21 protein-coding genes and 1 pseudogene are annotated in these 21,643 nt (G+C 42.6%); 14 read left to right on the top strand and 8 right to left on the bottom strand.

What is annotated here, in order from left to right:
- The first annotated feature begins 5 nt into the window (after positions 1-5).
- The 6 genes from F894_RS15430 to rplS all read left to right on the top strand — a co-directional run bounded on the left by F894_RS15430 (position 6) and on the right by rplS (position 3,367).
- Entirely contained in the window at positions 6-641 is a 636-nt protein-coding gene (locus F894_RS15430) for a type IV pilin protein (RefSeq protein ID WP_005248313.1), read from the top strand.
- Positions 635-1,069, top strand: a complete 435-nt coding sequence (locus F894_RS13615) for a type IV pilin protein (RefSeq protein WP_005248312.1) — start codon at positions 635-637, stop codon at positions 1,067-1,069. The genes F894_RS15430 and F894_RS13615 overlap by 7 nt, the downstream gene beginning before the upstream one ends.
- Positions 1,070-1,207: 138 nt before the next feature.
- Complete coding sequence (gene rpsP / locus F894_RS13610; protein WP_004281198.1) at positions 1,208-1,465, top strand: 30S ribosomal protein S16; 258 nt, start codon at positions 1,208-1,210, stop codon at positions 1,463-1,465.
- A 30-nt stretch (positions 1,466-1,495) separates the two neighbouring features.
- Entirely contained in the window at positions 1,496-2,044 is a 549-nt protein-coding gene (rimM, locus tag F894_RS13605; protein ID WP_004281200.1) for a ribosome maturation factor RimM, read from the top strand.
- Between the two features lie 28 nt (positions 2,045-2,072).
- Positions 2,073-2,807 carry a tRNA (guanosine(37)-N1)-methyltransferase TrmD gene (gene trmD / locus F894_RS13600; protein WP_005248311.1) on the top strand — a complete coding sequence of 245 codons (735 nt, stop codon included), beginning with the start codon at positions 2,073-2,075 and terminating at the stop codon, positions 2,805-2,807.
- Between the two features lie 185 nt (positions 2,808-2,992).
- Positions 2,993-3,367: a 50S ribosomal protein L19 gene (gene rplS / locus F894_RS13595; protein WP_004281205.1), complete on the top strand. Its 375-nt coding sequence runs from the start codon at positions 2,993-2,995 to the stop codon at positions 3,365-3,367.
- 70 nt (positions 3,368-3,437) lie between these two features.
- Here the strand turns inward: rplS and F894_RS13585 are convergent.
- From F894_RS13585 to F894_RS13565, 5 genes and pseudogenes are all read right to left on the bottom strand, one after another.
- A pseudogene (locus F894_RS13585) lies at positions 3,438-4,417 on the bottom strand (esterase/lipase family protein).
- Positions 4,418-4,486: 69 nt separating this feature from the next.
- The gene (locus tag F894_RS13580; protein WP_005248308.1) at positions 4,487-5,455 is read right to left on the bottom strand and encodes an esterase/lipase family protein; all 969 of its coding nucleotides are present in this window, start codon (positions 5,453-5,455) and stop codon (positions 4,487-4,489) included.
- A 134-nt stretch (positions 5,456-5,589) separates the two neighbouring features.
- Positions 5,590-6,561 (bottom strand): esterase/lipase family protein, encoded by a 972-nt coding sequence (locus F894_RS13575; protein ID WP_005248306.1) that lies wholly within the window; start codon positions 6,559-6,561, stop codon positions 5,590-5,592.
- Between the two features lie 85 nt (positions 6,562-6,646).
- Positions 6,647-7,657, bottom strand: a complete 1,011-nt coding sequence (locus tag F894_RS13570; RefSeq protein WP_005248304.1) for an esterase/lipase family protein — start codon at positions 7,655-7,657, stop codon at positions 6,647-6,649.
- A 390-nt stretch (positions 7,658-8,047) separates the two neighbouring features.
- A complete protein-coding gene (locus F894_RS13565; protein WP_005248302.1) occupies positions 8,048-9,076 on the bottom strand; it encodes a lipase secretion chaperone in 1,029 nt (342 codons plus the stop codon).
- A 181-nt stretch (positions 9,077-9,257) separates the two neighbouring features.
- Between F894_RS13565 and truB the strand changes: the two genes are divergently transcribed.
- From truB to F894_RS13550, 3 genes are all read left to right on the top strand, one after another.
- Positions 9,258-10,163 carry a tRNA pseudouridine(55) synthase TruB gene (gene truB, locus F894_RS13560; RefSeq protein ID WP_005248300.1) on the top strand — a complete coding sequence of 302 codons (906 nt, stop codon included), beginning with the start codon at positions 9,258-9,260 and terminating at the stop codon, positions 10,161-10,163.
- Between the two features lie 12 nt (positions 10,164-10,175).
- Positions 10,176-10,940, top strand: a complete 765-nt coding sequence (locus F894_RS13555) for a sulfite exporter TauE/SafE family protein (RefSeq protein WP_005248297.1) — start codon at positions 10,176-10,178, stop codon at positions 10,938-10,940.
- A 134-nt stretch (positions 10,941-11,074) separates the two neighbouring features.
- Positions 11,075-11,542, top strand: coding sequence for a hemerythrin domain-containing protein (locus F894_RS13550; protein ID WP_005248295.1), 468 nt, complete (start codon positions 11,075-11,077; stop codon positions 11,540-11,542).
- Between the two features lie 140 nt (positions 11,543-11,682).
- Here F894_RS13550 and F894_RS13545 read toward each other — a convergent pair whose 3' ends face one another.
- Positions 11,683-12,561: an EamA family transporter gene (locus F894_RS13545; RefSeq protein WP_005248293.1), complete on the bottom strand. Its 879-nt coding sequence runs from the start codon at positions 12,559-12,561 to the stop codon at positions 11,683-11,685.
- A 361-nt stretch (positions 12,562-12,922) separates the two neighbouring features.
- Between F894_RS13545 and F894_RS13540 the strand changes: the two genes are divergently transcribed.
- Positions 12,923-14,053 (top strand): hypothetical protein, encoded by a 1,131-nt coding sequence (locus F894_RS13540; RefSeq protein WP_005248290.1) that lies wholly within the window; start codon positions 12,923-12,925, stop codon positions 14,051-14,053.
- Between the two features lie 53 nt (positions 14,054-14,106).
- Here the strand turns inward: F894_RS13540 and F894_RS13535 are convergent, their stop codons facing one another.
- Together F894_RS13535 and serA are read right to left on the bottom strand one after the other, a co-directional pair.
- Entirely contained in the window at positions 14,107-14,973 is an 867-nt protein-coding gene (locus F894_RS13535) for an EamA family transporter (RefSeq protein WP_005248289.1), read from the bottom strand.
- 125 nt (positions 14,974-15,098) lie between these two features.
- The gene (serA, locus tag F894_RS13530) at positions 15,099-16,331 is read right to left on the bottom strand and encodes a phosphoglycerate dehydrogenase (RefSeq protein WP_005108551.1); all 1,233 of its coding nucleotides are present in this window, start codon (positions 16,329-16,331) and stop codon (positions 15,099-15,101) included.
- Between the two features lie 354 nt (positions 16,332-16,685).
- On the opposite strand from serA, the gene F894_RS13525 reads away from it, so the two are divergent.
- The 4 genes from F894_RS13525 (at position 16,686) to F894_RS13510 (ending at position 21,498) form a co-directional block, all read left to right on the top strand.
- Positions 16,686-18,095 (top strand): FAD-binding oxidoreductase, encoded by a 1,410-nt coding sequence (locus F894_RS13525; protein ID WP_005248285.1) that lies wholly within the window; start codon positions 16,686-16,688, stop codon positions 18,093-18,095.
- A gap of 142 nt (positions 18,096-18,237) precedes the next feature.
- Complete coding sequence (locus F894_RS13520; RefSeq protein WP_034438523.1) at positions 18,238-18,615, top strand: hypothetical protein; 378 nt, start codon at positions 18,238-18,240, stop codon at positions 18,613-18,615.
- A gap of 79 nt (positions 18,616-18,694) precedes the next feature.
- Positions 18,695-20,176 (top strand): AbiH family protein, encoded by a 1,482-nt coding sequence (locus F894_RS13515; RefSeq protein WP_005248282.1) that lies wholly within the window; start codon positions 18,695-18,697, stop codon positions 20,174-20,176.
- Between the two features lie 92 nt (positions 20,177-20,268).
- A complete protein-coding gene (locus F894_RS13510) occupies positions 20,269-21,498 on the top strand; it encodes a chloramphenicol efflux MFS transporter CraA (RefSeq protein ID WP_005248280.1) in 1,230 nt (409 codons plus the stop codon).
- Positions 21,499-21,643 lie beyond the last annotated feature (145 nt).

The raw sequence follows: 21,643 nt of genomic DNA, 5'->3' as shown, positions 1-21,643 counted from the left end.
AAAGAATGAAATCTCCTTTTTCACAAAACAAGTCGCAGTTGGGTTTTACCTTAATTGAGTTGATGGTGGTTGTGGTGATTGTGGCGTTACTCGCTGCAATCGCTTTGCCAAGCTATCAGATTTATGTACAACGTTCACATTTGGCTCAAGCACAACAGGAAATGCAAAAGCTTGCTGAGCAATTGGAGCGACATAAAGCTAAGAACTTTAGTTATAAAGGTTTTGAGGCAAGTTATTTATATAGAGATAAAGATGGTGTTTTGAATTCAAACTTTGATACGGCTAAACAGCAAATTTCACTCCCTATTCATTCGACTAATCCTAGTTATAGATTAAGCATTATTGGTTTTTATACGGTCAGTGAGTTTGAGAAGGATGAAGAGGGGAATGTAACCAGTACCATCAAAGATCCTGAAATTAAAACGGATTTATTGAACAAAAAGATTGATTTTGATAAATCCTCACAGTCTGACATGTTTGCTATAGGAAGTAGCTGGGCAATAAAAGCAGAAAGTTTAGATCAAAAGAACTATGGTCTTTTATTAAATAGCTTGGGTGCCAAGTGTATGAATAAAAAAGATTATACGAAAGTAAGTTATACCTCATGTGGTAATGAGGGAGATGGAGCTGAATCATGGTAAAGCAAGGGTTTACGCTTATTGAATTGATGATTGTTGTTGTAATTATTGCAATATTGGCAGCCATCGCTTATCCCTCTTATCAACAATATAAAATCAAGATGAATCGAGCAGAAGCCCAATCAGAAATGATGTTCATTGCAGAAAGAATGAATGCTTATAAAGGGATGAATGGTTCTTTTTCGGGGGCAACAATTGCTCAAATATATGGATCAGCGGTTACACCGAAACAAGGTACTGCTTTGTATAGTTTAAGTTTTGATGCTGTTTTAACTAATACAACAAGTTGGACGTTAATTGCAAAGCCAATCACAGGAACCTTACAGGCTGGTGATGGGTGGGTGTGTTTGAATAATAAATCTGAAAAATACTGGGCGAAAGGAGCATCAAGTTGTGCATTATCGCCAAACTCCAACTGGGATGGTAAATAAATCCAAAATTGTAGCCAAACACTTTTTGATCTTTCATTCAGGGCAAAGTTCAAGTAAAATACTGCCCTCTATGAAAGGGGTTTGAGCTGTATCGATGGTCGGTACAAGGATAATCCGTAAAAACTATAAGGTTCTATCATGGTTGTTATTCGTCTTGCACGCGGTGGTGCTAAAAAACGTCCGTTCTATCAAATCATTGTGACTGATAGCCGTAATGCACGTGACGGTCGTTTCATCGAACGTATCGGTTTCTTCAACCCTACAGCTCAAGGTAAAGCAGAAAAACTTCGTTTAGATGCTGACCGTTTTGCTCACTGGGTTTCTCAAGGTGCTCAACCTTCTGATCGTGTTGCTTCTTTAGCTGCTCAAGCTAAGAAAGCTGCAGTTGCTGCATAATTTTTATATAAATTAGGTAGTAGCTTGCCCATGACACCAACACAGAATGTTCCCGAAGATCGTATTCAGATTGGACAGTTGCGTTCAGCATATGGATTAAATGGGTGGCTCTGGGTCTATTCCAATACAGAACCTATGAGCAACATATTTGACTATCTGCCTTGGTACATTGAGACCAAAGCAGGTTGGCAAATTGTCGATGTAAAACGTTGGAAACCACATGGTAAAGGCCTGGTAGTTTCGCTTAAAGGTGTGAGTGATCGCACTGGTGCAGACGAACTGGTTGGCTCCAATGTCTGGATCTCTAAATCGCAACTGCCTCAAGCAGGCGTAGATGAGTACTATTGGTCTGATTTAAAAGGTCTAACTGTGTTAGGTCTGGATGATGAAGAACAAGAAGTCAATCTCGGTCAAATTTTTGAGCTGTTTGAAACAGGTGCTAACGATGTGATGGTGGTTCGCGCAACTGCCGACAGCATTGATGGCGAAGAGCGAATGATCCCATGGCATAAAGATGTGGTGCAACGCGTTGATCTTGAAGCTGGTCGTATCTACGTCAATTGGGGCGTAGACTACTAAGAATTTTTCGGAAATACGGGAGTCTGCGATGTTTTTTGCAGTCATTACGCTTTTTCCTGAAATGTTTGAAGCGATTACAGCCTATGGGATTAGCGGGCGCGCAGCAAAACGTGAGTTGATGCAAATTCATTGCATCAATCCTCGCGATTATGCGACGGGCAACTATAAACGGGTGGATGAACGTCCATTCGGCGGTGGTCCGGGTATGGTGATGATGGCTGAGCCTTTGGCAAAAGCAATCCAGCATGCCAAAGAGCTTGCAAAGCAAGCAGGTGCAGTTCAGGTTCCTGTGGTGTATATGTCACCGCAAGGAAAGACCTTAAACGAAACTGCGGTACAGGATTTTGTCAAATATGACGGAATCATTGTACTGTGCGGACGTTATGAAGGCGTTGATGAGCGTTTGATCCAGCAATATGTTGATCAGGAATGGTCAATTGGAGATTACGTGTTGTCAGGTGGTGAACTTCCTGCGATGGTTTTATTGGACAGTATTATCCGGAGACTTCCGGGTGCCATGTCTGATGAACAATCACACGTGCAAGACTCATTTGTGGATGGTCTGCTAGATTGCCCACAATATACCAAGCCAGATCATTTTGAAGGTTTGGATGTGCCTGAGGTGTTAAAGTCCGGGCATCATGCCAATATTGAAAAATGGCGGTTTTTGCAGCGATATCAGCGTACACTTGAACGCCGCCCAGAGTTGGTGGAAAAAGTCGAGTTGACCAAGCAGCAGAAAAAATGGCTGAAAGATTTGTAAGATATTGATGAGTAATCATTTCTGTCTTCAAGCAAGTACTTAAAATCATTTAAGTATTCTTTAATAGGCTCTTTATGGTTGAGATGGTCAACCATAAAGGGAAAGATAATCGGGTGTATGCGCTTTAGCCTCTATACCCAGCGATGATCAGACCTCTTCTGACTCGCACATATTGGAGATACCCCATGAGCGGTAAGCATCCTTTAGTTCAAGTAATTGAAAACGCACAATTGAAACAAAACATCCCTGCTTTTGCACCAGGTGATACAGTTATTGTTCAAGTTAAAGTAAAAGAAGGCGACCGTGAGCGTTTACAGGCGTTCGAAGGCGTTGTAATTGCTAAGAAAAACCGTGGTTTGAACTCTGCGTTCACAGTACGTAAAATTTCTAGCGGTGTTGGTGTTGAGCGTGTATTCCAAACTCACTCTCCAATCGTTGCTGGTATCGAAGTGAAACGTCGTGGTGACGTTCGTCGTGCTAAACTTTACTACCTACGTGAATTGTCTGGTAAAGCTGCACGTATTCGTGAAAAATTACCAGCTCGTAAAACTAAAGCTTAATTTTAAGTTTTATACGAGTGAAAAAATGCGCCTTTGGGCGCATTTTTTTATGTCTGGCTATTTTAATAAATCATAAACCTTGCAGTTTTAAACGGTTGGCATGCTGACGATAGGCAGCAACTGGATCAGGCGCAAAGGTACCTTTAATGCCAAACAACAAGTTGATTTCATCCAGATGATTCCACGGGTAATCATCACGAATCGTTTTACCAAATTTGGCACTACATACCGACACAATTCCATCATTTGCGCCAGCCTTGCTCGCAGAAAGTAGATCCAAGGCTTTCATGGCGGCATCGCTGACATCTAGGGGATTGGTCACGGGTTGATTCCCGTCATTGAATACAGTGCAATGCCTTGGTCTGTATATTTGCCTTCACCACATGGGCTCAGCGAAAGCCCGAGTTTAAAGCGTTGGTTAAATTCGGCTGTGCCTTCAATCGACGTGCTGTGTCCTGCTGCCAGAGTATTATGTGGGAAAGCTTGACTGTCTAAGCCTTGTGCCCACATGATGACGTTGCCAAAACTGCTGATCAGGGTATTGAGCAGTTCAGATGTTCCGGTTTGATTAGCAAGTCGCATGACATCAGAGGCGACAATGGTGCCTTGGTTGGCACCCCCCACAGTCATCACGGAGGCTACATGTTGCGGTATCACCCCGGCTGCATAACGCACGCTATGCGCACCATGACTATGACCAATTAAATTCAGTTTTTTGGCGCCGGTGATTGCCATGACTTCTTTCAGTTGCTCCACATATTGTTCACCTCTGATTTCGCTGGAATTGAAAGGTGAGATGCGGGTGGCAAAGGCAGTTGAACCGTTACGGGCTAAATCTGGCAAAATTTGATACCAATAATCCATGCCTAAGGCATCAAAACCAATTCGATTAAAGCCGACCATGCCATGTGCAAATACAATCGGGTATTGTATTTTTGCATAATTGGACACGACAAATCTGGATTCTGCTTGCTGCAAATTGGAAGCCTGCACATATTGGCCCGCAAATAACACGCAGCATAAGGTTATAAAATGCGTTCTAATTTTCATAAAGTTCCATTTTGGCGGTTTAAAAATTAGAAAATCCCTGTGCATTGGGATGACAGGGATGAGATTGAATTACAGGCCTTGCAATTTGAGCCGGTTGGCATGCTGGCGATAAACATCGACTGGGTCTGGAGCAAAGATATTTTTTAATCCGAGGAACTGGTTCACTTCATCCAGATGGTTCCAGTTGTAGTTATCCCGAATGGTTTTACCGAATTTGGCACTACAGCGGGAGACCAGACCATCATTTTCCTTGCCGCCATCAATGAGTAGAGCTGTAACTGTCAAGGCTGAATCAGGATCGAGCGGATTGGTGACTTGACCTATACCGGTAAATGAATAATGACGAATATCACCGTCTTTTTCCTTACCTTCACCGCAGGCGGTGGTTGGCATACCGAGCGGATATTTCTGGTTGAATTGAGCGGATCCTGCCAGGGTCAGGCTGCGACCACCGGCCAGAGAATCATGCGGGAAACTGTTCGGATCCAGACCTTGTGCCCAGGTGATGGCCTTAGACACCAGGTTGATACCACCGACTAAAGGCCCTTGTATCGGTGTACCTTCTGCTTGCAGGATCAGGTCTCCAACCGGGGAGCCCTTATGCGGAGCACCGACAGAAGTCAGGGAAGCGACTATTCCATTCCCTGCACCTGCGACATAACGAATGGTCGGGCCGCCATGCGAATGACCGATCAGATTGACTTTCTTTGCACCGGTAATGGCCAGAATTTCATTTACCTGCTCTAAAAGTTGCTCACCCCGAATTTCCGATGAGTTAAAAGGCGAGACACGTGTTGCCCAGACATTACCGCCATTACGCGCCAGATCCGGTAAAATCTGATACCAGTAATCCAGTCCAAACTGGTCAGTACCGATCCGGATGAAACCCGCCATACCATGTGCAAAGACAATCGGATATTGGGTCTTGGCATATTGTGAACTGGCTTTTGCTGTGACCTGACTGGCCTGGGTGGATGCCTGGGTGCTAAGGCATGTACCCGCCAGCAGCAGGCCGGTGATTAATATTCCGAATTTCATTATATTTTCCTCACTTTTGTTGTTTTAACGGGATGATCCTCATCCAGTTGCCTAAAGTTCCCCTATGTAGCAGGGACTCAGTTTCCTAAGTTTTTTTAATTAATAGAGATGATCTATTCATAAAAATAAGTGATTTATAAGCCTTGCAGTTTGAGCCGGTTGGCATGTTGGCGATACAGGGCGATCGGATCCTGCGCGAAGGGGCCCAAAATACCGAAAAACTGGTTTACTTCATCAAAATGGTTGTGGGCATAGTCCTGACGGATAATCTGGCCATAGCGCCCGCTACACAGCGGCAGAGTACCATCATTGGCTTCTCCTTTCAGGAAACTGCTACCTAACCTCACGACTGTAGATTCAATCGCATCCAGTGGATTGGTCGCCTGCCGGTTGCCCATCCAGGAATAGTGGTAAATTCCATTTGGCGTAAGTTTGCTGCCCTGAGACTGACAGTCTTTGGGAATGGCAGCAGAACCATATTTCATATTGAAAGCCTGAATCGCCTCTAGATTCATGGCTTGCAGTGCCTCGATCATACTGACCGGATACTGGTTAGCTGTAACCAGATTCATGCTATGGCCCAAAATTGTACCAATGGCATGGATAAAGGGTTCAAGCAGTGGCGTCTGGCTGGCATTGACAAAAACCGGGGTGCCTTGCATCGCCCCGGCAATGGCGGTTAAAGAGGCGGCTTTATGCGGTGCAACGCCCTCGATATATTGAATTGTTGGGCCACCTTGGCTATGCCCAATCAGATTGACTTTCTTCTGGCCCGTCAGTGCCAGTATTTCATCAATTTGCATCAAGAGCTGTTCACCGCGCAGTTCATTGGACGCAACAGCAGACAATTCGGCAGAAAACACCCGTGCACCATGCCGGCTCAGGTCTTGGGGAATCTGATACCAATAATCTAAACCGATGTGATCTGTTCCAATCCGGTTAAAACCTAGACCAAAACCATGAACAAAGACCATCGGGTATTTTGTCTTGGCATAACTCGAGAGGACAAAATTGCTTTTATATTCCTGTAATGCCGAGGCTTGCACAGGGCCAGTTAATAGGGAAACCAGTAGCAAAAAGCTTAAGTAAGATATTATTTTTTTCATTGCAGCTTCCCGATCGCGGATAGGTCAAATAAAAAGAACCAGAAAAAAAGCCTATATTTCAGCTGAAAATACAGGCACTCTGGGGTTATAAACCTTCTAATTTGAGTCGGTTGGCATGCTGGCGGTAGAGGGCGACCGGATCTGGTGCAAACACGCCTTTCAGACCAAACATCATATTGGCCAGGTCCGTATGATTGAGTTTGTACTGGTCATGAATCACCTTGCCCATGAACGCACTACAACGTGAAACCATGCCATCATTGTCTTTACTGCCATAAGATAAAGGGCCGAGCTGCATCAGGATCGTATCAATATCCAGGGCATTGGTGGCTTGGGCCACACCCGTCCATGAATAATAATGAATGCCTTTACTATCTTTCTGTTTTAAATTTTTATTGCAGTTTTCTGTAGAAGCCAATACGCCATCTTTGACCACCTGCTGTGCCACTGTGGCATTAAAAGTATTTGAACCGGTCTGGCTCAGGGATTTCATGGAAGCATCAAAATCAATTTCCAGTTCAGGCTTAAACTGACCCAGTGCAATCAATGGACCAATAATATAATCACCTAAAATGTTAAAGGCGGTACGCGTCAGGCTATTGTTCTGAATATCATCTGCCACTTTGGAGCCATGGTAGGTTCCTGCAACGCCGGTAATAGAGGCGATATACTGCGGCTGGGTCGCTGCAACATACAGCACTGTTGGTCCACCATGGGAATGGCCAATCAAGTTCAGTTTTTGCTTTCCGGTAATTGCCAGAACCTCTTCAACCTGATGGATTAGTTGTTCTCCGCGATGCATCGTTGTATTTGCCGGCGATAATTGTGCAGCAAACACGGTTGAACCATTACGTGCCATATCTGGCAGAATCTGATACCAGTAATCCAGCCCGATACTATCGGTGCCAATACGTGACCAGCCTAACCAGCCATGTACCATCAGGATCGGATATTTGGTCTTGGCATAGTCAGACCGGCTCTTTTCGATGACTTGTGTTGCACTCGCTGCAGCCTGAGTCTGTGCAGAAAAACTGAATCCCAGAGTGGTCGCTAAAGCCACAGTCAGTAACTGGGCTGTCTTGCTGAAAGTATACATAGCTGTCCCTTTTTAAATTTTATCGTTATTCAAGCAATCATTGCTTTTTGTATAGTGTCGCAAGCCACAAATCAGACTATGAAAATACAGTTTAGGCCTTCAGTGGCTGAGCAATTTTTCTTTTGAAGAAGCGGTATTTTTTCATTTCAGAGGTCTAAAACCATGTCATTTGGGGACATGCAGGACAGGAGGAATTTACATTGTAAGTATGTGTTTTATTTGCAGATGTATTTAAATAAAAAGTCTTTGAAATAATTGAAATTTGTCTAAGTTATTTTGTGTAAATTCGAAATATTTAGAAACAACTATAAAAGATCATTTTGAGAAAAAATATAAAGTTATCAAAATGGCATTTATAAAAAAGCCATCAACAGGTGATGGCTTTTAGGCTTAGTCAGCAAAGGGCAGCTTGGCTCCCTGATCATGAACCTGTTCAAAGGTTTCTACCCGCAGCTGTTCTTGCGGTGTATTAAAATGTTTGCTGCGAAGCTGGGCAATCGCTTGCTGCTTTGCAGTATCGGACATGCCGGACTGGGTAATCTGATCCCGTTCATCTAAATAGCCAGTCACCCGGTTTTTCCAGTCGCTGCGTTGCACATCCAGTTGTTCCAGACGCTGTGTCGCTTCAGCACCGACCAGATTAATCCGCATTTGCCGGATTTCATCGCTGGAACCGCCACGGGCTTTAATATCAGCGGTGAGTTTGCGCAGGTCTTCCAGTTTATTCAGTTGTTCCAGATTTTCCTGCCAGTCCTGCGGGAGTTGCTGAAACAGTGCTTTGAGCTTTTGGGCTTTTTCAGTTTCCGTTAAGCTTTTGTCTGCCAGTATGCTCATCCGGTCCAGGGTATATTCATGATAGGCATCTTCTGTGCCGAACAAGCCTTCAATCTCATACTTGGAAAAGTACTGCTGGCGCAAATTCTGGGTACTGTTATAGATACTGCGATAATAGGCAGGATCTTCCTGATTCAGCCCTGCCGGTACAGTGAGCTGGCCCAAACCCTGACGGTACTGGATATAACGATCCCATAAATCCAGAATTTGCGAAAGTACCGGTTCTTTATGATTCTGGCGAATATAGGCTTTAAAATCCTGCTGGATCTGCTGCAGATTTTTTTCACCAAACTGGGTAATAAAATATTCAAAACAGTTGCGGGTCTGTTCATTCACAATCAGACGATTGCTGGCATCTAACTGCATCTGACAATTAATTTCGGTATCTTGCTGACTGGCACTGGGGAAAGCTGCATTGGCAGGGCCATTGACCAAGAATGCAGTTTGCTCTGCCTGAGTTTCAGTTATAGGCGTTTTTGTTCCGGTATCCGCCTGGGTATTTTCTTTTGGAGACAGCCATAAGATCAGTGTGAGTATGCACAGCACCAGCAACGCCAGAATGATCCATATTTTATATTTCTGCATATCCTATGCACCTATTTTCTCGTTATTTCATTATTTTTAGAGGTTTAAGCTTTTTAAAAGCGTTGAGTTGTTCAAACCGGCTCAATATGCCATAAAAATCATTAGAGACTATAGAAAAGTTGTAAATCCTCTCGCAGGGTTTTACCATGGCGCCAATTTATAAAATGTCTGATTTTTTGCCATGAAAGCATCATCTCCTAAAATTCAGCGTCGTCATCTTAGTGGTGTCTTCCTGCTCAATAAGCCTTTGGGTATCAGTTCTAATGCCGCATTGCAAAGAGTCCGCTGGTTGTACCGTGCACAAAAAGCCGGCCATACCGGCGCGCTGGATCCGCTGGCATCCGGTTTATTGCCCGTATGTTTGGGGGAGGCCACCAAGTTTTCGCATTATTTATTAGATTCGGTCAAGCGTTATCAGACGACCGTGTTTTTGGGACATAGCACCACCACGGGTGATGTGGAAGGCGAGGTACTTCTGGAAAAAGCAGTTCCTGAACTCTCGGAAGCCTTGATTCAGGACACATTGGCACAGTTTATCGGGGATATCCAGCAAGTGCCGCCGATGTATTCTGCCTTGAAAAAAGAAGGCCGTCCTTTATACGAACTGGCGCGCAAAGGTATCGAGATTGAACGTGAAGCACGTCCGATTATCATTTTAGCGATTGAGCTTTTATCCTTTACGGAGAACAGTATCACGCTGGATATTACCTGTTCTAAAGGCACTTATATCCGGGTATTGGGTGAAGATATTGCCAAAGTGCTGGGAACTTATGGCCATCTGACTTATCTGCACCGCATCAAAACCGGTCATTTTGATTTGATTCCGAGTTATACCATTGAATATCTGGAAAGCCTGAGCGAAGCAGAGCGTGACGCACTGTTGTTGCCGGCCTATGCACCGGTTGATCATTTTCCAAAAGTGCAGGTACCCGAAGGTCGTGCAGAATATTTTAGCCGCGGCATGGAAAGCAATATCGAACATGAAGCAGCTGAACAGGTACTGGTTTTTGATGGCGAGAAATGTCTGGGGCTGGCAGAAATCACCGACAAAAAACGTCTGGTACCCAAACGCGTCCTGAACCTCTAATCGAGTCAATATATGGAAATTGAGATCATCATCAGTCTGGTTGTCTTTGCATTTTTTGCAGGGGCGATTGATGCTGCCGTGGGCGGTGGTGGTCTGATCCAGATCCCGGCAATTATGGGGAGTTTACCGCATTTACAGCCTGCTACGGTCTTTGGCACCAATAAACTCGCGTCCATTTGTGGTACCGCTTCTGCGGCATTTTCCTATCTGCGTCAGGTAAAACTGCCCTGGTTGCTCTTAGGCGTGATTGCACTATGCAGTTTTGTCAGTTCTTTTATTGGTGCAGCCAGTGTTACGCTAATTCCAGTCGAGATCCTTAAGCCTTTTGTGCTGGTCATGTTGATCGTGATCGCAATCTATACCTTAATGAAAAAACAGTTTGGCCAAGTGCATACCGAACAAAAACTGAATCGGAAAATGCTGATTCTGGCCGCTTTGGGCAGTCTGGCGATAGGCTTTTATGATGGTATCTTTGGTCCGGGCACCGGCAGTTTCTTTATTTTCTTTTTTATTCGCTATTTAAGCGTCGACTTCCTGCATGCGTCGGCTTTGTCGAAAATTGCCAATTTCACCACCAACCTGGCCGCCTTAAGCTTTTTTATCCCTAGTGGAAATGTGCTGTTTATGGTCGGGACAATGATGGCGGTAGCCAATATTTGTGGTTCCTTGGTCGGGGTGCGTTTGGCATTTAAATATGGCAGTGGTTTTATCCGGATTTTATTCCTGATTCTGGTCAGTCTGCTGATTTGCCGGATGGCATACCAGATGTTTTTTTAGATCTAAACCCGATGTAAATCATTCTCGATATTAAAATTTCTTAACAAATCACTGTATAAACTGTGTCTGAACCTGTTCTGAAAATCTTCTAGAATCAATGATATGAAAAATAAAACAATCGGAGAAATATCGGAATGACGACTATTTTTGAAGCATTAAGAGAGAGTCATGAGATTCAGCGTGATCTTGCAGAAAAACTATTACAGACTTCCGGGGATACACCAGAACGCCGTGAGCTGTTCAAGCAACTGAAAAATGAATTATTTGCGCATGAAGCTGCGGAAGACCGTTATTTTTATATTCCCTTGATGATGACTGATTCAGGCCTGAATATTACCCGCCATGCCTTGGCCGAACATCATGAAATGGATGAAATGATCGAGGAACTGACCGCAACTGAATTGAGTAATCCGGGCTGGATTGCCATGGCCAAAAAACTTTCCGAAAAGGTGCATCATCACTTAAAAGAAGAGGAACATGGTTTCTTCCAGCAGGCCGGTAAAATTCTGGATGAAAAGCAGAAGACCGCTTTGGCAGTGCAGTACCAGAATGAATACCAGCGTTATAAAGACATGAAAAAAGATATGCTAGTACAAAGCTAAGCTTTAAATTCAAGTTGAATAAATAAAAAAGATGGCTGTAGTGCCATCTTTTTTATGCCTTCTATATTTTTCTTTCAAAGCAAGTAAAAACACAGAATGGATAGAATATTTAATCAGTTGTTCAAATTCCAATAAGGCTTTTAGGCATTCCGCTCTGCCGAGCCTTGACGTGCGGCACGTACAGTCACGCCGACTGATGCCAGCATGATACAGATCAGTGCCACGGTCTGAAGAAGTGTAATTTTCTCCCCCAATAGCATAAAACCGGTCAGTGCAGCCAAGGCGGGAGACAGGCTGGACAATGTCCCATAGCTGGTCTTGTTTAAATGCTGCAAAGCTTTTAAGTCCAGCGCATAGGGAATCGCTGTGGCCAGCACTGCAATGATAATCGTCTTGCCCCAATGTTGCGTATCAATCAATGCGGGCGCGTTGTTGTAGAGCCCAATTGGAAGCAAACACAGAGCTGAAATACTGATCGCAATAGTCAGTGCATGCATGCCAATATTCTGCTGCACCACACGTTGGCCAAAGAAAATATACAGTGCCCAACATAAACCCGCACCTAAAGCACAGGTGGCACCTAACAGGTCGAAATTACTGCTATTGGCTTGTCCCCATGGCACCATTAAAGCAATGCCTAAAATGGCCATCAATACCCAAATATAGTCACTGCGATGTTTAATCGAAATAAGGGCTAGACCTAAAGGACCAATAAACTCCAGACCAACTGCAATTCCCTGTGGTAATTTTCCGAGGGACAAATAGAATAAAATATTCATGACCCCTAAAGCGGCGCTATAGCAGAGCAAATCCCGCCATTTCAAAAAAGGCAAACGCTGAATGATTTTCCAGGAACGAAACATCACGCCGACAATGATCGCTGCAAAACAGAGTCTTAAAATGGTCACTGTGATAGGGTCAAGGACCAGAAAAAGTTGCTTGGCGAAGGATGCACTGATCTGGTACGACATCATGGATAAAACCATGTACAACACAGCAAGGAGTTGGGCGTTTGGCATGGGAGTTACTTACACCAGAAAGGTGTAATCAGGACATGGAAGAAAGCGGGATTATAGCAAAACGGTTAATTTTTAATGAGTAGGGGTGGAAATATTTTCCCGAGGCGAACTTAAATTTTGATTCAATCAAGTTAAGTTTTAACCGGATCAAATATCTAAAGATTTTAAATTAAAAGTTAATCTTCTATGTAATTGCGGTTACAAATTAATCAATTTTTAAATTGATCTTGTTTTTATATTTATTAAAATATCTTAGACCTCGTGATTCGGGTTAGTTTTAAAATAACAATGAAAACATCTTAGGTCCCGTGTTTCGGGACAGCATTAAAATAACAATATCAAATAATTAAGGTAGATAATAATGAAATTAAGAATACTCTCTTGCGCCATTTTTAGCTGCATGCTGGCAGCATGTGGTGGCTCCGACAGTTCTGATAATAATGAACCAGTCACTAGTCAACCTGCACCGACCAATCCTGGAACCCCGGGTGATGGAGCATCAGACACCATTTCTGAATTCTATAACTATCAATTCAACTTACCGAATATTGATGGATCAGAGATGGAATCGCAAAAACTTCTATTAGCCAGTCATAAAAATAAAATTACTGACGGCATATTATATGCGGATGATAACAGCGCTGTTGATACTGAATACGCTCTTGAAGAAGATATGATCTTCTCAACTTATGTCACAACAAAAGGGGTGTTCCCTGCAGATCGCACCCGTACAGCATTAGGCTATAAGCTGGAAAAAATATTAGAAAATACGACGACTCAATTTAAGAGTCGTCCTGTGACGATACCAGAGAACAATATTAGCAATCATCGACACATAGCATGGTATGACCTGTCTGGTAAAGCATTAACTGAACGTACTAATATTGCTGTGGTGAAAATGTATGATGATCCTGCGACCAGAGTGTTCTTTAACAGTGATAATACGACAGCTGAGCGTAAGTACTATAATGAGTTTGCAACCAGTTTCGTCGATTTGCAGAAGGCCCGCAAATTCCCGAATGGATCTAAATGTTTCCGTCTTCTGGCTGAACATCCTGAAGAAGAATATATTGAATTTGATCCGGAAGTAAAAACTGGCTTTAGCACACTTGCTGAATGGCAGGCACAAGCGTCTGTCCAAGAAATGGCAAAAACGATTCTAGATGGCACGATGGCTAACTTGAAATATAAAAAGGCAGAATATAAAGACGATGCTATGCAATATTACAAATATTTCGGTGCGATCGAATATCAAGGCGGAATTTATTCAGTTGATTTCTCGGAACATGGGGAACATATTGATCACGACGACTATATTGCTCAATCAAGACAGGCTGCCTTGGATGACTTGAATAAACAAGAAGGTGTAACTTCTTTAATGATCAAATGGACAGAATACAATTATGATCAGCTTGCCTCTGGATGTGATGGCTATAATGTGACAGCAGCGACTGCATTAAATACTGCGATTAAAGACGCAACACCACGTTAAAATTTGAAAATAAGTGATCTTAAATAAAGGCGCTCTAGCGCCTTTATTTTTACTCAAGGTTTCTGTCTTTGGGTCGTCACCGTACAGCCTATCGAAGCACTGATAATCGTGGCCAATGCCAGCCATTGTGTCCACAATAAAGTCTCGCCTAGAAAGACCAGCCCCGAGAGTGCTGCAATGGCGGGTTCCAGACTCATCAAGGTACCGAAACTCAGTGCGCTTAAATTACGCAGTGCGATCATTTCCAGAGTGAAAGGCAGGGCACTGGCCAGTATTGCCAAAGCCATAAAATACAGCAAACTCATCGGTTCAAAAGTATGTGCCGGCATGCCTGCAAAGAGCGCAATCGGCATCAAAACCAGCATGCCGACAAACATGCCTAGGCAGACAGTATGATTGCCAGAAACGCCTGAAGGTCTTTGGCCGGCAACGATATATAAGGCCCAGCAAGCACCGGCACCTAGGGCAAATGCAATCCCGATCGGGTCAAGCGGCTGGGCAGCCTGATCAAAAGGGAATAGCAGAACCAGGCCCAGAATCGCCAGACCGACCCAGACAAAGTCGAATTTTTGCCGCGCATAAAACAGGGCAACACTTAAGGGGCCAATAAATTCAAAAGAGACAGCAATTCCCAGCGGCAGGCGATCAATCGACAGGTAAAACAAGAGGTTCATGCCGGCCAGAGCAATGCCATAACTGATAATGGCTGGCCACTTGATCTGTCTGAAATGGATTCGCCAAATTTTAAAAATCAGTGCCAAAATCATAGCGCCTAACAGCAGACGCATGGCTGAAACGGTCAGGATGGGAAACTGACCGAACAGATATTTGGCAAAGGAGCCACTGCTTTGCATACTGATCATGGCGATCAACAGAATCAGCGGCGCTTGCACCATTGGTGCAATTTTAAAATTCAGCATGACTAAATAGGTTTCGATTTCTCGAATAGCGGAAGAGCAGCATAAGCTGAAAAAGGTATTAAAAATACAAACCTTAAAAACAAAAAACCACAGCCCGAGAGCTGTGGTTTTTTTGAAATCTTGAATTAGAACAATACGCGTGCGCGGATTGTACCTTCAACATTAGAAAGCATATCAAGTGCTTCATGAGATGCAGCAGCATCTACATCCATCACTAGGTAACCGACATCACCTTTAGTCATCAGTGACTGACCAGAGATGTTGATGCCTTGTTCAGCAAACAGGTTGTTGATTTTAGACAACACGCCCGGAATATTTTGATGGATGTGCAGTAAACGGTGTTTGCCTTCAGTCAATGGCAATGCAATTTCTGGGAAGTTCACCGCAGAAAGCGTCATACCCTTGTCAGAGTAAGCTACAAATTTCTCAGCGACTTCCAGACCGATGTTCGCTTGCGCTTCCATGGTCGAACCACCCACGTGCGGAGTCAGGATCACGTTTGGCAGGTTACGCAGTGGAGAAACAAATTCTTCACCGTTCGCTTTAGGTTCTTTCGGGAATACATCTACCGCAGCACCAGCAATGTGACCAGATTTGATCGCATCTGCCAGATCTTCGATCACGACACAGGTACCACGTGCCGCGTTAATGAAGATCGAACCTTCTTTCATTTGCGCGAACTGATCTTTGGTCATGAAGTTACGTGTAGACGGAACATCAGGAACGTGTAGAGAAACCACATCGGCATTTGCCAAAAGTTCGCCCAAGCTACCGACTTGACGTGCATTACCTAAAGGCAATTTAGTCACTGTATCGAAGTAGATCACTTTCATACCCATGCTTTCAGCAAGTACAGAAAGTTGTGAACCAATTGAACCGTAACCTACGATACCTAAAGTTTTACCACGTGTTTCGAACGAACCAACTGCAGATTTGTTCCAGCCGCCTGTATGTGTGTCTGCTGATTTTTCAGGTACACGACGTAGAAGAAGAATTGCTTCAGCAAGTACAAGTTCAGCCACTGAACGCGTATTTGAGTAAGGCGCGTTAAAGACTGGAATACCGCGACGCATTGCAGCGTCCAGATTTACCTGATTGGTACCGATACAGAAACAACCGACAGCAATCAGTTTGTTCGCAGCTTCAAAGACTTCTTCAGTCAATTGAGTACGGGAACGAATACCGATGAAGTGAGCATCTTTGATCGCTTCTTTCAACGCTTCACCCTCAAGCGCAGTTTTACGATAATCGATGTTGGTATATCCAGCAGCATTTAGAGTGTCGATTGCATTCTGGTGAACGCCTTCTAACAACAAGAAACGGATTTTATCTTTAGGTAGAGATAGATGTTGGCTCATTACGGCTCCGCTACAAAGGCCAAATTTAGTCGCGGTATAATAGCACAGGAAAAGCGCACTTATACATTTCCTTGATGACGCTCACATCAGCTATTCTGGCAAGATATATTGATAATAATGATCATGGTGTTTGATTTAAATCTGCATTTTCAAAGGTATATTATCAAAATTGTCATTTTTCGAGGGAAACGCTAAAAAATAGCTTATAATATTGCGCCATGCTTTTAAAGCAGCGTGATCCGGTGCTTTAATAATCATGTTTCGCCTGATTTGTATCCATGTTTTTATGCGTAAAAAATGTGCAAATGAACCAGCGAAGTCTCTCTTGTTTAAATCATGCTAGGTCTGTAAACGATGAATGCTCCAGTCGCTTTAACCCCTGAGTTATTGACCCAATTGACTGCAATTGTGGGTGAAAACCGTATTAAAACCGATACGGACAGCCTCCAGAATTGGGGTCGCGATCATACGAAGCACTTTGATCCAAACCCGTCAGTCGTCGTTTTTCCATCGTCCACTGAGCAAGTTCAAGACATCGTTAAATTGGCGAACCAATTTAACGTTGCAGTGACTCCATCGGGTGGTCGTACCGGTCTTTCTGCAGGTGCAGTCGCAGCCAATGGCGAGATCGTGGTCAGCATGGATAAGATGAACCAGATTCTGGAATTCTTCCCGGCAGACCGTATGGTGCGCGTACAGGCAGGTGTGGTGACTGAACAGTTACAGAACTATGCTGAAGAGCAGGGCATGTATTATCCGGTTGACTTTGCGTCTGCAGGTTCATCGCAAATTGGCGGTAACATCGGTACCAATGCTGGCGGCATTAAAGTGATTAAATACGGCATGACACGTAACTGGGTGCTTGGTCTGACGGTTGTCACAGGTAAGGGCGATGTATTGCGTCTGAACAAAGGTATGATCAAGAATGCAACCGGTTATGCGCTACAACATTTATTTATTGGTGGTGAAGGCACGCTGGGTCTGGTGACGGAAGCGGAAATCAAGCTTGAACGTCAACCGCAAGACCTGCAAGTGATGGTACTGGGTGTACCTGCCTTTGATGCGATCATGCCGTTATTGCATGCCTTCCAGGCGAAAATTGACCTGACTGCATTTGAGTTCTTTGGTGAACTGGCGATGCAGAAAGTCTTGGCCCATGGTCACGTGCAACGTCCATTTGAAACTGAATGCCCATTCTATGTATTGCTTGAGTTTGAAGCGCCGTTTGAGCCGATTATGGACAAGGCGATGGAAATCTTCGAGCATTGCATGGAACAAGGTTGGGTACTGGACGGCGTAATGAGCCAAAGCCTGGATCAGGTAGAAAGTTTATGGCGTTTACGTGAAGATATTTCTGAATCTATCGCGCCATTTATTCCATACAAAAATGACATTTCCGTTCTGATCACGCACGTTCCCGCATTCATTAAAGAAATTGATGCGATTGTATCGACGAATTACCCAGACTTTGAAATCTGCTGGTTCGGTCATATCGGTGACGGTAACTTGCACTTAAATATCTTAAAACCTGCTGATTTGTCTAAAGATGAATTCTTTGCCAAATGTCAGGTGGTGAACAAGTATGTCTTTGATACCGTGAAAAAATATGACGGTTCAATTTCTGCGGAACATGGTGTAGGCATGACCAAGAAGCCATATCTTGAATATTCGCGTTCGGCGGAAGAAATCGAATATATGAAAGCCCTGAAAAAAGTATTTGATCCAAATGGCATTATGAACCCGGGTAAACTTTTCGATCTTTAATCGGTCGGAATTGAAAAAAGCGCATCGAAAAGGTGCGCTTTTTTATTGCTCTGTAAATACAGTTACAGAGTCTAAATGGTTTTGTATTAAGAAGCTTGGCATGATGGGTTGGAATAAGAATGACGATAAAGGGTTAAGTAATATGTTCCGGATATTGGCAGTCGCAACTCTCGCTTTTGGTATATTGGGTTCAGGCTGTGCAACTGCTCAACAGGTCATTGTAAAGGTACAGTCATCTTCGGATACGCCTTTGGAACAGGTTTTACAATTAAGACCGGACTTGCGTAAGGAACTGGCAACAGTTGAGTTGCGCCAGTTCTTTGACAAGGTAGAGTCGCCCACGATTGGACAGGTCAAAGTCACTGAAACAGGGTTAATGGATGATTCGGTACGCTCAGTACAGACCATTTATTATTTCAAACGGGAAGATAGTAGCTGGATGCTGCAAAATACCGAGAAGTTGTATCGTTGTGCACGAGGTTCAAATACCAAGACTTTCCAGAAAGCAGTCTGTCCATAATAGTGTTTGATCTTTAAACAGATTTTGGTTAAAAGCGTATCTAGATGATGCGCTTTTTTGCTTTTGGGGTTCTATAAAAATGAATATTTTAATTGTGGGGAATGGTTTTGATTTGTCGCATTATTTGCCGACGAAGTATGACCATTTTATGGATGCCATGGAGGCTATTGAAAATAAAGAATTAGGTAAGCCTCTTAATGATTTAGTGACAAGTCATTTCGAAAACGTAGGTGACCTTATTGTTAAATTTTTACAATTGAAGAAAGCAATTAATCCTCAGACTTATGAAATGAATTTTGATGAACTTTTTAGTCAGTGTCGAGATAGGAATTTTATTACGAAAACAAAGCAAATTTACGTGACAGATAATATTAAGTTATCCTTTGAAAAAATTGTAGAAATCCAATTTCTATTAAAAAATAATTCTTGGTATCAATATTTTAAGAATCATGTGAAAGAGATAAAAACATGGATCGATTTCGAACAAAAAATTTATGAAGCGTTGAGAGCTATAAGTATATTCATAGATAAGATAAATGAAAAAATTGATGAGATTGGTTACTGCTCCGACCATATTAATCATTCTGGAGAATGTGAAAAAAGTCAAATTTTTATAAAAGCTGAATACTGTAAAATTTTAGAAATTTTAAATCTTTTAAAATCAGGCTATTATGGAGATGGTGAGAATGAGGATGAATATGGAAGAAAATTCACGAAACCTTATGAAACTGGTAATGATTTCGATGATTATAGGTTTTATATCAAGGATGAAATTAATTCCTATAAAAATGGATATCAGAAAATTGATGAGCATATAATTTTAGAAAATTTGCAAAAATCTTTAGATAACTTTATAGAAATATTTAATCTATATTTAACATTAGTTGTGGATAATTCAGATCCTAAAGTTGATTTTATGATTAATGCAAGTGATTGGATAAATCCAGATCAAATTTATTCATTCAACTATACAAATACATTTCAAAGACTATATAGCAATGTTGTCGTTGACTATTTACATGGCTTTTGTGGTAAAAATCAGAATATAGTTTTAGGGATTTCTGATTTAGAAGATGAGTCTTTGAAGAAATTAAAAGCATATGGATTTACTAAATATCATCAAAAACTTTTCAAAGATACGAATTATTTATTTTTAGATAAATTTAAAAAAGATGTTGAAGTACATAAGAAAAAAATTGAATATTTAGAAAAAGATTCTTTTGGTAATTCAAAAGAAAAGATGCTTAGAAGAATGGAGTTAATGGAAAATGAAAGTAAACTTAATTTGAATATCTGTATTTGGGGGCACTCATTAGATTATTCAGATAAAGACTATATTCTTGACCTATTTAGCTTAAATGATGATATTGATCGCAATGTAAGAGTTGTAGTCTATTATTTTGATAAGCCAGCTAAATTTTCACTGCTTAATAATTTATTAGTAATTTTAGGGAAAGATAAAGTTGAGTATTGGATGAAAAATAAATGGCTTAAATTTGATCCTAATCCTGAAGTAAATTTTCAAACTGAAAACAAAATAGAGTTAGAGCAAGTATCCTGAAACTGAAGAAGTAAATCTGCTAAAATTTCCTCTTTCTATTTTAGATAAAGTTTAGTCTGCTTTCATTGGGCAGACTGACAATAAAAACTCCCATGCAAAATATCCACACCCAAAAACTGACCCGTGCCACACTTATGTTCCCGCTGGCACTGGTCCTGTTTGAATTCTCAGTCTATATCTGTAATGACCTGATTCAGCCGGCCATGCTGGCGATTACCCGTGATTTTGGCGTGAGTAGTTCATGGGCACCATCCTCCATGTCCTTTTTCCTGTTGGGTGGGGCATTTGTTGCAGCGATCTTGGGGCCATTGTCCGATCGTCTCGGGCGTAAAACAGTACTGCTTGGCGGTGTGGCATTTTTTACCCTCAGCTGTTTGGCCATTTTATTGACACCCAATATCGAAAGTTTCTTATTTCTGCGCTTTTTACAAGGCTTTGGTCTGTCCTTTATTACCGCTGTAGGTTATGCCGCCATTCAAGAAAGCTTTGAAGAACGTGATGCCATCAAAGTCATGGCACTGATGGCCAATGTGTCTTTGCTGGCACCCTTGCTAGGACCAGTGCTGGGTGCCTTTATGATTGATCATATCTCCTGGCATTGGGGTTTTATCGGTATCGCATTTCTTTCATTTCTGAGCTGGTTCGGCCTGAAAGCTAAAATGCCAAACCTGAACGTCAGTATTCCCAGACAGCCGGTCAGCTATATTCTGGATGACTTTAAACAGGTTCTAAAAAATAAACGCTTTGTGATCATGACTGTAGCCTTGCCTTTGGTGAGTTTGCCCTTGATGTTATGGATTGCCTTGTCACCAGTGATTCTGGTCGAGCAATTTGGATTCAGCAGTGTGCAATATGGTCTGGCGCAGTTTCCAGTCTTGGGCGGCCTGATTGCAGGTAATCTGATTCTGCTGAAAATTATCGATAAAATGCCGCTGGGCAAAACCGTATTATTGGGTCTGCCTCTGATGCTGTTGGGTGCCGGTTTATTGATGCTGGGCTTATTGATTCCAGAGTATTTTGTCCATTGCCTGATTATCGGTACCACCTGTATCAGTCTCGGTGAGGGTGTAAGTTTTTCGGTACTGTACCGTTTTGCACTGATGTCTTCTGAAGTGTCCAAAGGCACGGTGGCCGCGACGGTTTCTATTATCCTGATGCTCAGCTTTTTTGTAGTGATTGAAGCAGTACGAATGGCATATGAAGCCTATGATATTTGGGCCTATTGTGTTGCCTCTTTGATTCTGATTGCACTGTGGTTTACTTTGCCACGCATGCAACTCAAACAGTTAATGCTGGAAAGACAGGAGCGTGGGGAGTTTTGATTCCTTATTAAGGGAAATTATAAATTATTGAAATCATATGTTCAGTATTGAATTTCCCTCTCCTTTTAGGAGAGGGCTAGGGTGAGGTTAAGTATTTAATAAGTTCCCTCTCTCTAACTCTCTCCCAAAGGGAGAGAGAATTTTC

Origin of the sequence: Acinetobacter sp. CIP 51.11 (assembly GCF_000369665.1) — a bacterium.
GTDB lineage: Bacteria > Pseudomonadota > Gammaproteobacteria > Pseudomonadales > Moraxellaceae > Acinetobacter > Acinetobacter lwoffii_S.
Note: the sequence above shows the minus strand (reverse complement) of the source record. Positions and strands in the feature narration are given on the sequence as shown.